9 protein-coding genes are annotated in these 13,826 nt (G+C 62.0%); all 9 read right to left on the bottom strand.

The features are described 5' to 3' along the window. Nucleotides 1-150 precede the first annotated feature (150 nt). The 9 genes from FME97_RS04985 to FME97_RS04945 all read right to left on the bottom strand — a co-directional run bounded on the left by FME97_RS04985 (nucleotide 151) and on the right by FME97_RS04945 (nucleotide 13,812). A complete protein-coding gene (locus tag FME97_RS04985) occupies nucleotides 151-948 on the bottom strand; it encodes a lipopolysaccharide kinase InaA family protein (RefSeq protein WP_141428160.1) in 798 nt (265 codons plus the stop codon). Nucleotides 949-1,194: 246 nt separating this feature from the next. Further along, nucleotides 1,195-1,686: a lipocalin family protein gene (locus tag FME97_RS04980; protein WP_141428159.1), complete on the bottom strand. Its 492-nt coding sequence runs from the start codon at nucleotides 1,684-1,686 to the stop codon at nucleotides 1,195-1,197. After that, nucleotides 1,683-2,543: a DUF1573 domain-containing protein gene (locus FME97_RS04975; RefSeq protein WP_141428158.1), complete on the bottom strand. Its 861-nt coding sequence runs from the start codon at nucleotides 2,541-2,543 to the stop codon at nucleotides 1,683-1,685. Before FME97_RS04975 ends, FME97_RS04980 begins: the two co-directional genes overlap by 4 nt. A 13-nt stretch (nucleotides 2,544-2,556) precedes the next feature. After that, on the bottom strand, nucleotides 2,557-4,632 hold the full coding sequence (locus FME97_RS04970; protein ID WP_141428157.1) for a S8 family peptidase: 2,076 nt from the start codon (nucleotides 4,630-4,632) through the stop codon (nucleotides 2,557-2,559). A gap of 36 nt (nucleotides 4,633-4,668) precedes the next feature. Then, nucleotides 4,669-6,318 carry a BACON domain-containing protein gene (locus FME97_RS04965; protein WP_141428156.1) on the bottom strand — a complete coding sequence of 550 codons (1,650 nt, stop codon included), beginning with the start codon at nucleotides 6,316-6,318 and terminating at the stop codon, nucleotides 4,669-4,671. A gap of 22 nt (nucleotides 6,319-6,340) precedes the next feature. Beyond that, nucleotides 6,341-9,064: a DUF4458 domain-containing protein gene (locus tag FME97_RS04960; RefSeq protein WP_141428155.1), complete on the bottom strand. Its 2,724-nt coding sequence runs from the start codon at nucleotides 9,062-9,064 to the stop codon at nucleotides 6,341-6,343. 83 nt (nucleotides 9,065-9,147) lie between these two features. Continuing rightward, the gene (locus FME97_RS04955) at nucleotides 9,148-11,298 is read right to left on the bottom strand and encodes a hypothetical protein (protein WP_141428154.1); all 2,151 of its coding nucleotides are present in this window, start codon (nucleotides 11,296-11,298) and stop codon (nucleotides 9,148-9,150) included. A gap of 33 nt (nucleotides 11,299-11,331) precedes the next feature. Beyond that, nucleotides 11,332-12,255, bottom strand: a complete 924-nt coding sequence (locus FME97_RS04950) for a DUF4984 domain-containing protein (protein WP_141428153.1) — start codon at nucleotides 12,253-12,255, stop codon at nucleotides 11,332-11,334. A 21-nt stretch (nucleotides 12,256-12,276) separates the two neighbouring features. Further along, on the bottom strand, nucleotides 12,277-13,812 hold the full coding sequence (locus FME97_RS04945; RefSeq protein WP_141428152.1) for a RagB/SusD family nutrient uptake outer membrane protein: 1,536 nt from the start codon (nucleotides 13,810-13,812) through the stop codon (nucleotides 12,277-12,279). Nucleotides 13,813-13,826: the final 14 nt, after the last annotated feature.

Genomic DNA, 13,826 nt, shown 5'->3' with positions numbered 1-13,826 from the left:
CTCATTCGTCTTATGCTTTTCGCCTCGTCGGATCAAACGCATACGGTCCCGCTTTTTCTCTTGCGATAAAAGAAAAAGTAATGGAAATAATATGCAAAGCCGTATGAACGCATCGTCCGGATCGTTTTATCGAAGGACAAATGTAGCGAATTATTCCGGGAATCCAAATTTTCGGCGTGTTTTTCCGTTCCGGCGGGCCGAGATCCGCTGCCGAAAGCGTTTGCGCAATGCGCGGCGACGGCCGAACACGAGCCGGAAGAAAGTGCCCCGCAGGAGGGTGTCGTCCCCGTTCCAGCCGCGCGCCTCGGCGTAACGGTCCAGGATGAAGAGGAACGCCGCGGCCGGGCAGGCCAGGCGTCGCAGGTTTATCATGCACCGGCGCGGACGCAATGCCCGCGCCGAGAAGCGCATCCGGTTGATGTCGATGAGCTGGAACCGGAACCGGTCCGTGGCGGGGTCGCGCTGCCAGAGGATGTTGCCGTGATTGAAATCCTCGTGTTCGATTCCTTTCGCGTGCAGCTCGGCTGCGAAGCGGGCGAAGGCCTCCAGCACGGGAAGCGTGTCGGGAGCCGGGAACCGGGTCGTGGCCTGCGAGAGCGGGGCGTAGTCGGAACGGCGGCAGACGTAGTAGCTGTCGCACAGCAGGCCGTGGCGGCGGTATTCGCTCCAGGCGACCGGTTCCGGGGAGTCGATGCCCAGGGCGCGCAGCCGCTCGGCGTGTTCGTAGGAGCGGCGCGCCTTGCTGCGGCGGAAGAAGGTGTAGATCACGGCCCGCAGCGGGTCGGGGCGCTGAAATCGCTTGACGGCCAGCTTGTTCCCGTCTGCTTCGAATGCCTTGATCGTGTTGCGTCCTTCATGGAGCGTCTCTCCGCTTCGGTCGAAGGATCCGGGAAGCCCTTCCGCGAATGCCCGCAGGGCCTCCGAAGCGGGATTGAGGTGAATGCGCATGGTTCGGGTTCGTTTCCGGCAAAGGTATCCCTTTCGCGCCGTTCGCGTAAGACTTTTTCGGGCGCAATGTTGGCGGATTGGACGGAAAACGACCTCCTTTCCCATATATATAAGGTCATCCCGGCTGCGGACGGCCGCGGCCGGGATGGCTCTGTCGGGAAGTGCCTCCGGACGCTTCCGGTCCGCGGAGCCGGGAGCCTCCTTCCGGCGAATGCTTTTCGATGAAGCCGCCGGGACCGCCGGGAATCACTCCCCGTCCGGTTCCGTGTCCGGCTCCTCGCCGGTCGCGCCGGTGATCTCGTCGGGAATCGAGGCGCAGCGTTCGTAGATCGAGATGTCCGACGGATCGTCCTGTGCCGTCCAGGTCATTGTGTCGGCGTCGAGGTCCGACACGATGTACCGGTGCTCCCAGTCGCCCGTGCCGTAGTCGTACTGTCCCATGATGATCGCTCCCAGCTCGACGTCGGTCGTGATGTCGTAGCGTCCCGTCAGTTTGCGCGTGCCGAAACTGTCGAGATTCTGGTACATGGTGAAGAGTTTGTCCTTGCGCGTGAATTCGATGTAAACGAAGCTGCCTTCGGCCAGCGGCGCGCCGTTCCATTCGGCGAGCTGCCACGTTCCCGCGATGTTGTGCGGGGTCACCTCCAGCCCGGGGTCTTCGTAACTTTTGTCGTCGTCGCAGGCGCAGAGGCAGAGGACGGCCAGCGAGAGAACGGTGGATTTCAGAAAGTTTTTCATGGTATTCTTTTTTGTTTTTCTGTCTGTTTCATGTATTCGGTCTCCGGCCGCGGCCTTTCGCCGAAGAGGATGCGCACCGTGCTTTGCACGGGCGGAAGCCCCAGTCCCCGCAGGATCACGGGAACCTGTTCGGGCAGGCGTTCCGGAGCCTTCGCGGGATCGAAGCGGAAGATCAGGTCGCAGGTCGCGCCCGGCTCCAGCGTCGCGGCTTCGCACTCGAAGCGCACATAGGGCGGCAGCAGCAGGCTGTCGGCCGAGATGCGCAGCGGTTGCCGCCCGGCGTTGAGACACGCGATCCGTTCGGTCCGGCGCTGCGTTCCGTCCATGCGAACCTCCCGCTGCTTGAGCCGCAGTCCGTTCATCGCGTAGGGGTAGTCCGCCGCGGGCAGGGCCGACGAGGGCGTGACATGTCCCGTGAGGTCCAGAATCGCCGTGGGCCGTTGTGCGGAGAGCTGCGTGAAGACGAAAATCCGGCGGTGGAAGTTCCCCGGGTGCCGCCTGGGGTGGTAGGTGACCGTCACCGATCCCTCGCCGCCCCGGAGTACGGGTTGTCGGTCGAAGGACGGAACCGCGCATCCGCAGGTGGTCTCCACGCGGGTGATGACGAGCGGGGCGTCGCCGTCGTTCGTCCAGCGGAACGTGTAGCTCGGCGGCAGGTCGTCCTCGCCGATCCGTCCGGCGTCGATGTGCGTTTCGAGGAAACGCATCGCACCGCTCCCCTGCGCTTTCGGGGGATTGGCCACGCTGTCCCGCAGCGCCTGCGGAACGGGCGGAACCTGCGCCCGGAGCGGTGCGGCGGCCGATGCCGCGCACAAGGCTCCGAGGCAAAGTGCCGTGGTTTTCCAGCCGGGTCTCATCCGTCGGAATCCGTCAGAGCCAGCCGTCGCCGCTCGCCGACTTGCGGACGGTGATGTTGAACGTCTGGGTCTCGTTGTTGCTGGCGGTGATCGACGCCTTCGTGACGCCCGATTTCAGTCCGCGGACCGTCAGACGGGAACCGTCCATCGAGGCCGAGGCGACCGACTCGTCGTCGATCTTCACGGTGTAGGAGAGCGTCTCTCCGCCGAGGAAGTAGTTGGCGGGGATGGCCGTCACCTCGCCTTCGAGCGGAATGTAGAGGTTCGGGAAGGTCATCTGACGGCCGTTCTGTCCGATCGCGTCGAGCAGCCGGGCGGCGTTCACCTGTCCCGCGCCCATCCTGTTCCCGGCATAGTCTGAGAGCAGGAGGTGCGTGGGGTGGGTGAGCCCCATTTCATAGGCGTAGCGGTAGTACAGCTTGGAGCCCTTCATGCGGTCGTCGATCGGGGTCGTCGTTTCGTAGAGCAGCGCCTTGAATTCGTCGGCCGTGAAGTGGCGGCGCAACTGTGCGGCGTAGGAGAGGCCCAGCGCCGCGACGCCCGAGACGTGCGGGCAGGCCATCGAGGTGCCCTCCATGTAACCGTATCCCGTTTCGCTGACATTGAACGGCAGCGTCGAGAGCACACAGCCCGTTTCGCCGCGCGTGGCGTTGTCGCCTTCCGTCCAATAGTCCCAGTAGTAGTCCCGGTCTCCTCCCGGGGCCGCGATCTTCGTGCCCGGCCCGTAGTTGGTGTATGTGGCGGGCGTGAAGTCGGCCGCCGTGGCGGATACCGAAACGCACATTTCGGCCGCACCGGGGAAGCCTGCCGAGTTGGCGTACTCGTTGCCCGAGGCGAAGACGGCGATACCGCCCTCGATCGGGCCGTTGGGCGATCCGGCGTTGTGGATGAAGTAGTCCAGCGCCTCCTTCTGGAGCGGATCCATCGTCTCCCATTCCTCCTCGGTCGCGTAGCCCGGCGTGCCCCATTCGTAGCTGTTGGCCGTGCCGGAGACATATCCCCAACTGCACTGGAGGACGACGGCGCCGTTGTCCGCCGCGTATTTGATCGCCTTCACCGAGGTCATCGAGTTGCCGCCCTTGTCGCCCGAGAAGATCTGGCACGACATGATCTTCACGCCCGGCTGCGAGGACGTGCCGCCGGCGATCGAGGAGATGCCTTCGCCGTTGTCGTTCTGGGCCGCTATCACGCCGGCCACGTGCGTGCCGTGGCCCGTGTCGGAGATGTCGTCCCAGGAGATGACGCCCGTGTCGGTCACGAAATTATAGCCGTGGACGTCGCCCGCATAGCCGTTGCCGTCGTTGTCTTCCCGCGAGCCGTCCACCTCGTCCTCGTTCGTCCAGATATTCGCCTGCAGGTCGGGGTGGGTCAGGCAGACGCCTTCGTCGAGCACCGCGACGATGATCGACGGGTCGCCCGTCGAGAGTTTCCACGCCTCCTCGCACTGCACGTCGGCGCCGACGACGGATTTCGTCTCCCCGCAGGCCTCCGTGCCGGTGAACATCGTCCCGCGATTGACCAGGTGCCACTGCTGGGGCAGCAGCGCGTCGTTGAAGCCGTATTCCGCGGCTGCGGCGCGGGTCTGCCGCGTGAGCGCGCTGAGTCGCTCCCTGGTGAGGGGTACGGCCTTCTTTTGAGGGTTGTAGGCGCGTTTGATCGTCCGGTTGGGGTTGGCGTACTGCACCTCGCCCAGTTGCGAGAGCCGCTCGACGACCTCCTCCACGGTATATTCCTTGTCGAACCGTACCACGTACCAGAGATTCAGCCCCGCTTCGCGGGTCCGGGCCTCCGTGCGGGGGTCCACCGGGAAGACGCGCTCGATCTCGTAGCCGCCCACCAGGTCGAGCACCTCGTCCACGGAGAGGATGCCCGAGCGGGTCGCGGGTCCGCCGCTGCGGGTCCGTGCCGCGGTCTGGTCGAGGATGTCGCTGACATAGCTCTTGAATTTCACGAGCACCTCGCCCGAGACGGGCTTCGTCTGCTCCGTCCCGTCGGGCTGCGTTTTGTCGGGCGCAGGGAGTTCGTCGGTCGTACAGGCACCGAGGGCGAGCAGCGCCGCGGTGCAAATGCCGTATATGGATCTTTTCATTTTCCTGTCGTGTTTATTAGGTGTCGGGGTATTCCGTTACTCCTCCTTTTTGTTCGGATCGAGGTATTTCTTTCCTTCGTAGAACCGATAGTATTCGTCCAGATTGACCGGCTCGTTGGTGAAGCCTGCCAGCTTGCCGTCTTGGTCCTTGCCCTCCTGCGTGAAGACCAGCGTGAAGGGATCCATCCAGTCGAGCGCCGGGTGGTGGAGCAGCCATTCGGGCAACTCGCCCGTGAGCCGGTTCAGGTTGATCGAAAACCTCTTTATGTTCGGCAGCACCTTGGGCGTTCCGACGAGCGCCTGCGGCAGCGAGTCGGCGGCGCTGATGTCCGCCTGCGTGTATTTTTGGGCGTAGTCCTTCATGTCGGGAATGCGTCCTTGCAGGTAGTTCACCGAGAGCGTCAGCGTGTCGAGGTTGTCCCACTCCAGCAGACGGCGCGGGAACTCGCGCGTCTGGTCGGTCTCCTCGAACAGACCGCCGAAATGGGTCGTCGTGGTGTTGGACAGATCGTAGATGACCCCTCTCTGGCAGGTGTTCAGGTAGAGGGCATGCAACTTGGGGAAGTTCTCCTTGGTGAGCACTTCGGGGATTTTCTCGAAGTTATTGACGGAGATGTCCAGCGACTCGAGGTTCTTCAGGTTCTTGAAGTCCGGGTCGAGGTCCACCAGTCCGTAGCCGCTGATGGTCAGACGCCGCAACTGTCCGAGTTTGGTGATGTACTCGCCCGTGGAGAGGTCGAAGGTCGTCCAGTTGGTGTTCGAGAAGAAGACCAGTTCGTCGGCGGCGGTGAGGTACTGCACTTCGAAAGGCAGGCCCTCTTTGGTCCCGAACGTGGAGAATCTGGCGAACTTCACGCGTCCGGCCTTTTCGGGCGTGTATCCGTCCATGCCTTCCTCCCAGAGGACGACGTTGTCCCAGTTGTCCATCTTTTCGTTGGTCTCCCACGACTCCCACATGTTGAGCGAGCGGGCGATGGCCAGCAGGGCCACCGAGTCGCCGGCGCGGGTGTCCTCTTCGATCGGTTCCGCGGCGTTCTGGTTTACGGAGAGTTCGTCCTGACGGGCCAGCGTCACTTCGTCCTTCGGCCTGAACTTCACTACGGCGTTCCGTTCGATGTCGCGCGAATTGATGCCCCAATTGAAGCGGACGGTCACTTCGCGCGGACGGAGGCCCCGATCGAGTTCCACTTTGTAGTCGCCGGCGGTGAGCCATGCCTGGGCCTCTTCGGGGATTTCGATGTCGAAGTCCACGTTGGTCTTCACCCGCACGTCGAACGAACGGTCGTCGTAGGCCGCGTAGTTCGAGACGTTGATCTCCTTGTCGTCGAGCGTGATGGCGTAATCGTATCCGTCCTGCGAGACGGTGATATCCCGGCGCTCCTCCCAGTCGTTCTGGTTCTGGATGCGCACGATGCCCTGCCGGGGTTCGTTGCGCAGCGCCGAGTCGATGATGATCCGGCACTGGGCCGATCCGCGGCCGTTGGCCGGAGAAATGGTGATCCAGGGATCGTTGGTCGTGGCGATCCAGGCGTCGTCGGCCGTCACCTTGATATTCCGCGTTCCTCCTTCGGCGCCGATTTCGATCGCGTCGCCATCGACCGTAACGCCGATCTTCCTGTCGTCGTCGGAGCAGCCGGCGAGTGCGAAGGCGCAGAGGGATACGGCTATGTAGCTTTTCAGTTTCATGATTCCTTCGTGTTCTTAATGGTTATTCAAGCATCGCGTCGCAATTGACGATATTCTGCGTCTTGTCGTAGATGAGCACGTAGGCTCCGCTCTGCCAGGCGCTGCATACGCCCGACGCATCGAACGTGATGTTGGGGTTGTCGCTGATGTCGAGCGTCCAGATCGCCGTCGAGATCGTGTCGTCGATCTTGCGCAGGTCGTTCGAGCCGATGTAGAAGCCGCGCAGTCCCACATGGTTGTAAAGCCCCGTGGGCCACTCCCGCAGGCAGCGTTCGCCGTCGGCGTCGCGCTGACCGCGGATGCCGAGGATGGTCAGGCCCTTGCAGGTCAGCGGACCGGTGGGGAATTTCGAGAAGGCGTTCTGCGAGATGTCCAGTCCGTAGAGGTTGGGCAACTGGAGGGCGTTGAACTCGTCGGGCAGTTTCGACAGCCGGTTGTAGGTCAGGTCCAGCGAGACGAACTGGTTCGAATACTTGCCCTTGAAGCTGCCTTCGGGGATTTCCGTGATACCGCAGCCCCGGAGGATGATGTAGGCCACCTGCGATTCGCTGTCGGCCAGCCATTTGGGGAACTTCGTGATGCCGGTGTTGCCGGTCAGCGTCAGCGTTTCGACGAAGACGCCGTGAAAAGCCGCGGTCTCCTCTTCGGTGAAGTTCGCTATCTGGTTGTACGATAAGTCGATGTTGGCGATGGCGCTTTTCGCTTCCTTGAAGATGTTGGGGAATTTCCGGAGCTTGTTGTAGCTCGCCGAGAGGTCGGTCATGTCGGCTATGTTGCAGAATATGCCGTTTTCGTCGGTCGGAATCTCTTCGAGCCGGTTGTTGTCGAGAAACAACTGCACGAGCGCCACCTCACTACCCAGCGGATGAAGTACGCGCAGCCGGTTCTGGGTGAGGTCGAGCATGCTCAGTCTCTTCATGTTCCTGAACTCCGCCGGCAGTTCCTCGAGGCTGTTGTTCACCAGGTAAAGCAACTGGATGTACTCCTTCGACGGTCCTTCGGCCAACGCCTTGAGTCCGTCGTGGAGGTCCTGTGCCTGCCACTGCCTGTTGTTCGAGAGATTCGCGGCCACGAGGCGCGGCATCTTGGTTATGGCTATCGGGAACTTCTCCATCTTCGGGCAGTTATAGACTTCGAAGTCCGTGCAGGATTCCAGCCCCTGCATGCCCTCCTTGCCTTCGCCCTCGTAGTCGGGCAGCGATTCGATCGCGCTGTTGGCGATGTAGAGGTATTCGAGTTTCTTCAGGTTGCCGATCTCCGCGGGCAGCGATTTGAGGCCGTTGCAGAGTTTGCCGTGCGAGGTGTCCAGCGGGCGGATGTCGCGCTGGCGGCCCGTCGCCGCTTCGAATATCTCATCCTCGGTGTAGCCCTGATCGTAAAGCTCCGTGGCGCGGATGTGGATGTTGTGTTCGCGCAGCGCGAAGGCGCACGGCCACGACATTTGCTGCGCCGGATGCAGCAGGTGCAGGTATTTCTTGTGATTCTCGAGCCGGTTGCGCGTGCGCTCCGCGATACTTTGGTTCGGGTCCAGCGTCGGGTCCTCGAAACCTTGCGTCACGTCGTTGTGCGTGCCGAGGTACAGCTCCACGAGCTCCGTGAGCTGGCCGATCTCCTTGGGCATGTCGCCGTAGAATCCGAAGCCGCTGAGGTCGATTTTGGCCACGCGTCCGTTGGTGTGGACTTCGACGCCGGGCTGGTAGCTCCACAGGTCCGGATCCTTGTTGAAGTCCCAGTTCGAACCGATGGGGTAGTTCTCTCCCTGATAGGACCATTCCTCGCCGTGCAGCGCTTTCCAGATGGCATAGAGGGCATAGTGATCCTTCATGTACTCGTCTGCTTCGTAGAGCGTTACGGCCACGTCGGCTTCGGTCGTGCGGTTGTCTTCGACGGTGAAGGGCGATTCGACCGGACTGTTGTTCGTCTCGAGCAGGATGCCGTCGCTGTCGTAGGTCAGGTATCTGAGCACGACGTAGTTGCCGGCGGGCAGCGAGAGGAGCGAGTCGCAGGCGCAGGTCGAGGTCTGGTATCCGGGAGGGGTTTCCGCGTTCTCTTCGTCGTCGAAGTGGATCGAGAAGGTGACGGGCAGTTGCTCGAACGTCACCAGGTTGTTGGTCTCGGTGTTCTTCACCGTGACGTCGAACTTCCCGATCTCTTCGAAGATGTACTGGCGCGGAATGTCGCTGCGGGTCCTGGCGGGCGGGTTGAATCCCGACATGTCCTTGGTCAGCGTGAAGCGCACCGAGCCGCGCGGGAGGACGTTCACCGTCAGGTCGTGCGTCGTGAGACCGCCCGACACGACCGTCAGGCGGGTGTCGGCGGCGTTGCCGTTGTAGAGCTCTTCGTCGTTGCTGTCGAAGAGCGTGAAACGGGCGATTTCGTATTCGCCGGTCAGCAGTTTGAGCTTGTCGCTGCGCATCCCGTATTCGGCGCTCTCCTTGTCGGCCGCCGAAAGGGTGAGGGTCTGGATGATGGTCTGCTCGCCGCAGGTGAGGGTCACCTGCACCTTGCTGGCTTCGGCGAGGTAGTCGAGCTGCGGTTTGACGGCCCGGGTCCCGGCCGTCCGGAACGCGTCCGCCTGCGGCTCGTCCGTTCGGGAGGAGTCGTAGGACGCCTCCTTGTATAATCTGAACTGTACGTACCCGTAATCCCGGTCCCGGTTGTCGATCCCGTCATCGTCGGAGCATCCGGCGAGAAATCCCATCGCCAGCCCGGCGGTCAGCATTACGGCGGATTTGAATAGTTTCATGTAAACGTTGTTTTCGGTAATTGGTTTGCCCGCGGCGGGCCCCGCATGCCGCGGGGCTGCCGGACGGGTTCGGTGGTTGTCTGTTAGAATGCGGGATTGCAGTAGATGATACATGCGGTTTCGCCCGAGGCGTCCATGAAATTGACCATGCCCGTTGCGGGGTCTTCGGCTCCGGGACGGCTCATCGTGATGTCGATTCCCGTGTCGCCCGTCGGCTCGGCGCTCAGCCAGGCGATGCCCCACGGCATGCACATCACGTTCGAGTAGGCCGATACGGTCAGTTCCGTGTTCTTCGGGGCGGCCGAGGTGTAGGTCAGGGCGTAGATCGTCTGTCCCATGCCGAGGGCCTCCGCGAAAGTGCTCGTCCAGGACTCCGCCGTTCCGTCTTTCTCGGCGAATTCGCCGGCGATCCGGTTCATGTTCTCCTCGGTGATCCGTTCCAGCGTGGCGTCCTCCGTCAGATCGGGATTCGTGAAGGCCGCTTCGAAACCGCCGCTCTGGCCGCCGTTGTCGGGATCGACTTCGCAGCAGATGGCCGCATAGGGCGTCTGGTTCGTGTCGTAGAAGACGAGGAAGCAGCTTTTGGCGCTCTCCGCCGAGCCCATCGAGATTCGGAAGGCGGGAGCCGTCATGGGTTCGCCGTCACCGCCGGAAACGGCCTCGATGGCCTCGACGGATGCCCACGGGTCGTCCATCGGATGTCCGATGCCCTCGCTGGTGAAGGCCCTGACGCACTTCGGAAGGTTCTCCTTCGTGAAGCACGACTCGTAAGACGGATCGTAGTTCAGTTCGACATTCGACCACTCGGTCGTGTAGGTCATGCGGTAGAGGTACCGGATCGTACCGTCCGGATCAATGGCGTCCATGGCCGTCTGATCCTCCGGGTTCGAATATTCCATTGTCCGGAACGCATCGCCGTTCTTGGCCGCCGATGCCAGGTCGCGTGCCGAGAAGACGCCGCTCGGGGCGTCCTGGTTCACCGTCGCCGTGATGTAATCCCGGTATTCGGCCTTCAGGTCCGCCGCGCCGAACGAACCCTCCTCGAACAGGTCTTCCACGGACGAGACGCCGTGCGCGATGTCGGCCGGGAGAATGAGAATTTCGGCCGTTCGCGCACCGGACCGCAGGCCGCTGTCCGGGTTGCTTCCGGCCTTCAGGGTGTACTCGGTCTCCACCAGCACGTTCTCGCCCGATATGACGTTACCGTCGAGCGTCAGCCAGTCGCAGGCGCCGTACATGTACATGCCGCTGCCCGGAGCGAGTTCGGACTTCTCCACGACGTAGACCTTGCTGCCGTTGCGGGTGCCGTCCTCGAACGGGATTTCGGGAGCCACGACGTCGAACTCGGGACCCATGTAGGTCCAGGTCGTCGTGCCGGAGGCCGGATTGCCGTACTCGCCGGCGGCGTTGAAGGTATAGACCGTGCCCTTGTCGATGCCGACCGAACCCTTGTCGCGGCAGCCCGGAATCGACATTTTGTAGGTGTATTTCTCTGCCGTGTTATTGTAGTCGCAGAATACGAGCTCCCCCTCTTCGTCGTCGAGCGGATAGGCCGTCGGATCGCCCGTGAGCAGGATATCCACCGTCTCGCCGGCCTTGCCTTCCGAGGGCGACAGCTCCGATACCCACGCGGGCTTCGAGTCGAGGCGCCACTGGAAATTGGCCGCGATCCTGACGGGATAGCGCAGGCCGCTCTGTCCCTCGGCCGGCCATTTGAGGTCGATGACGGCCGTCGCGGCGTCGGCCGCCGTCTCCTCGTAGGCGAACTTGCCGTCGCTGTCGGGCGTGAAGTCGCCGCTTTCGTTCTTCTTGCCCAGGTAGAGGTCGAACGTGCGCTCCACCTTGCCGCGGGTCACCGTGGCGATCACCTGGGTTTGGCCGCCCATCGTCATCGAAACGTCGATGCTGCGGTCCGTGTCGTTCTCCTCCTTGTCGGAGACGCGGATGACGACTTCGTGTTTGCCGGCCTTGCCGCGCACGGTGTAGGCGGTCATGCCGTCGTCGTCGATCCAGAACCATTCGCCGGCCTCGTTCTGGTCTATGCTTACCGACCAGTCCTGATTCGGCTCTATGGGAATCGAACAAGTCCCTCCGACTTCGATGCCGAGAGCGGTCTTTTCCGGAAAGTTCGGAGCCGGAACCTTTTCCCCCGTTTCCTCGTCGGAACACGAACTCGACGCAAGCCCCGCACCTGCTAAGGCCACCGTAAGGAGATTGAGTAAATACCGTTTCATAGTCGTTTGTTTTTTACTTGTTTGTCAGGTCGGTTATTCGTATTTTTTCATGCCCTCCTCCCTCTCGAGGCGGTCGGCTTCCTCGTCGCTGATCCACTCCATGATATTGTAGTAGGAACCCACCGTGCCGACCATCGTGCCCATGTTCTTGACATAGACCTGCGTCCAGAGCTTGACGTTCCCCGCGCACGCGTCGTAGAAGGAGTAGTAGTTGGCGTTGTCGGTGACCAGTATCTTGTTGTCGCCGTTGATCTTGCCGAACACGGACATCTCGTCGCTCATCACCTGGTCCTCGGGCATCGTCGTCAGCGGTTTGGCCGGATCGCTCGTGTCGAACCGTATCCGGACGTCGTATCCCGAGAAGAGCCAGCTGTGCATGATGACCGTGTTCGGGTCGTTCGGATCCCGCTCCGTGCGGATCAGGCGCTGGATGCTGGTGTTCTCCACGCCGGGATAGTCCTGCAGGAAGGTCGAGGTCACGACGCACCAGCCGGTGAAGTCTTCGACATGGAACGTGCATCCTTTCAGCATCCGGACGCGGGTCCGGTCCTTGTAGAGGTCCCATTCGAGCTGTTCGGGCATGACCAGCCGGAGCGAGAACTGCAACGTGTCCGAAGGTTCGATGCGGTCGTAATAGCCGTGCACCTGCACGTAGGCGGTCCGTTTGCCGGCCGGAATGGTCACCGTGTTGGAAGCCAGCCGGTAGTGCACGCCTTCGATGGCCGTGCTGCCCTGATCTACGATCTCGACGCCGAACGTGCGGTCGTAGTCGCATGCCGTGGTCGAGGCGACGGGAACCGTAAAATAGTCCTGGTTCTCCAGCACCATGTTGAGCGATACGGAGTCGGAGAACATGACGTATTCCGCATCGGAATAGGTCGTGTATTCCTCCTGGCAACCCGTTGCGAGGAAGGCGCAAAGTCCCGTCGCTAAAATGAACGTTATGATTCGTTTCATGGTTTGTCTGCTATGAGGTTACTATTTGTTGCTTTCGTTGGGGGTGATCTCCGAACCCGGAGCCTCCAGTTCGTGCTGGGGAATCGGCCATACGAAGAGCGGGTCGCCGGCTTCGATCTTCAGGTCGTTGCCCTCGTCCTGGGTGCAGGACTGCGGCGTGCGCTCGAAGCCCAGCCCCCAGCGCTTGAGATCCTGCAGGCGGAAGCCTTCCATGTAGAGTTCGCGGACGCGCTCCTCGGAGAAGGTCTTCACGTCGGTGGCCCAGTCGCCCGTGAGGGAAATCGTGCCGCCGGATGCGAAACGGGTCTTGCGCAGCGCCTCCAGATCCTTTTGGGCCCGCGCCGGGTCGGGCGAAGCCTTCCGGCAGTAGGCTTCGGCGCGGATTAAGTATTGCTCGGCCAGGCGCAGCGGCTTGGGCATGGAAACCTGGAAGATGCGCTGCGGGATGAAGATCGCGCGGTTGCCGTAGTACTTCACCAGCAGCGGCCAGTCCAGTCCGTTGGCATAGCCGATCGTGATGCCGGATTCCGAATCCGCGAAGTAGCTGGTCGAACGCAGGTCGCTCTCCTCGTAGGCGTCGAGCACCCACTGCGCCGGCACGTAGTCGGGATAGAAGTAGGTGTAGTCGCGGTTGAAGTTGAGGAACACGGTTCCCAGCGCGCCGCCGTAGGAGGTGCTGGTGAAGCCGATGCGCCAGATCACCTCCGGTCCTTCGTCGTAAGCCCACATGTAGTCGAACGTGCTGGCCCCGTCGGCCGCGGTCTCCTGGAACGAGGCGAGGTGGAACGTGTCTTTCTTGTCGTCGAGCAGGATGCTCGAGTACTCGATGGCGGCGTCCCAGTCCTGCATGTAGAGGGCCACGCGGGCACGGATGGCCTGCACGGCGGCTTCGGACATGTAGTAGTTGTTGGGCGTGTCCTCCGCGTCGTCGAGCAGCTCGTCGGCGCGCGTCAGGTCGTCGAGCACGAACTTGTAGGAATCGTAGAGGGAGGCGCGGCGTACGGGCTCCTTCTCGAAATACTTCGTGCGGAGCACGACGCCCTGCTGCTGTTCGGCCGTGGCGGGATCGTACGCCTCGCAGAAGCATTTGAGCAGCTCCGAATAGCAGAGCGCGCGGATGGCGTAAACCTCGCCCGTGTACTGGTCGAGCGTTTCGAGGTTGGCGTCGCTGGTCTCGCGGGCCATCACCGCGTCGATCCGGTCGAGGTAGAAATTGCAGGCGCCGATCACGGCGTAGAGCTGGGCGTAAACGTCCTGAATGAGCAGGTCCGTGGGACGGATCTTCCAGAGCCAGAAATCGCCGTAGGTGTTCGAGTTGCCTTCGACGGCATAGGCCAGGTCGCACTGGATGTCGGGCAGCAGCGTGAGGTAGCCGCTGTAGAGAGCGCTGTTCATCAGGTGTCCGTAGATGCCGATCAGGTGCTGTTCGGCGTCGGCGAACGTCTGCATGGCATCTTTTTCGGGAATGGCGCTGTCGGGGTATTTGTCCAGACACGAGGTCGCGCCGACGAGCGCCGTCAGGGCGACGAGGCCGAGTTTTATGTGTCGTAATAACATATTGCGTGGATTTT

Source organism: Alistipes dispar (assembly GCF_006542685.1).
Classification (GTDB): domain Bacteria; phylum Bacteroidota; class Bacteroidia; order Bacteroidales; family Rikenellaceae; genus Alistipes; species Alistipes dispar.
The sequence above is the reverse complement of the archived record's forward strand: the minus strand, read 5'-3'. Positions and strand labels throughout refer to the sequence as shown.

Excerpts from the sequence above, each read along its gene's own strand:
- FME97_RS04965 (WP_141428156.1), bottom strand. The coding sequence starts at position 6,318 with ATGAAACTGAAAAGCTACATAGCCGTATCCCTCTGCGCCTTCGCACTC.
- FME97_RS04950 (WP_141428153.1), bottom strand. The coding sequence starts at position 12,255 with ATGAAACGAATCATAACGTTCATTTTAGCGACGGGACTTTGCGCCTTC.
- FME97_RS04975 (WP_141428158.1), bottom strand. The coding sequence starts at position 2,543 with ATGAGACCCGGCTGGAAAACCACGGCACTTTGCCTCGGAGCCTTGTGC.
- FME97_RS04955 (WP_141428154.1), bottom strand. The coding sequence starts at position 11,298 with ATGAAACGGTATTTACTCAATCTCCTTACGGTGGCCTTAGCAGGTGCG.
- FME97_RS04970 (WP_141428157.1), bottom strand. The coding sequence starts at position 4,632 with ATGAAAAGATCCATATACGGCATTTGCACCGCGGCGCTGCTCGCCCTC.
- FME97_RS04945 (WP_141428152.1), bottom strand. The coding sequence starts at position 13,812 with ATGTTATTACGACACATAAAACTCGGCCTCGTCGCCCTGACGGCGCTC.
- FME97_RS04985 (WP_141428160.1), bottom strand. The coding sequence starts at position 948 with ATGCGCATTCACCTCAATCCCGCTTCGGAGGCCCTGCGGGCATTCGCG.
- FME97_RS04960 (WP_141428155.1), bottom strand. The coding sequence starts at position 9,064 with ATGAAACTATTCAAATCCGCCGTAATGCTGACCGCCGGGCTGGCGATG.
- FME97_RS04980 (WP_141428159.1), bottom strand. The coding sequence starts at position 1,686 with ATGAAAAACTTTCTGAAATCCACCGTTCTCTCGCTGGCCGTCCTCTGC.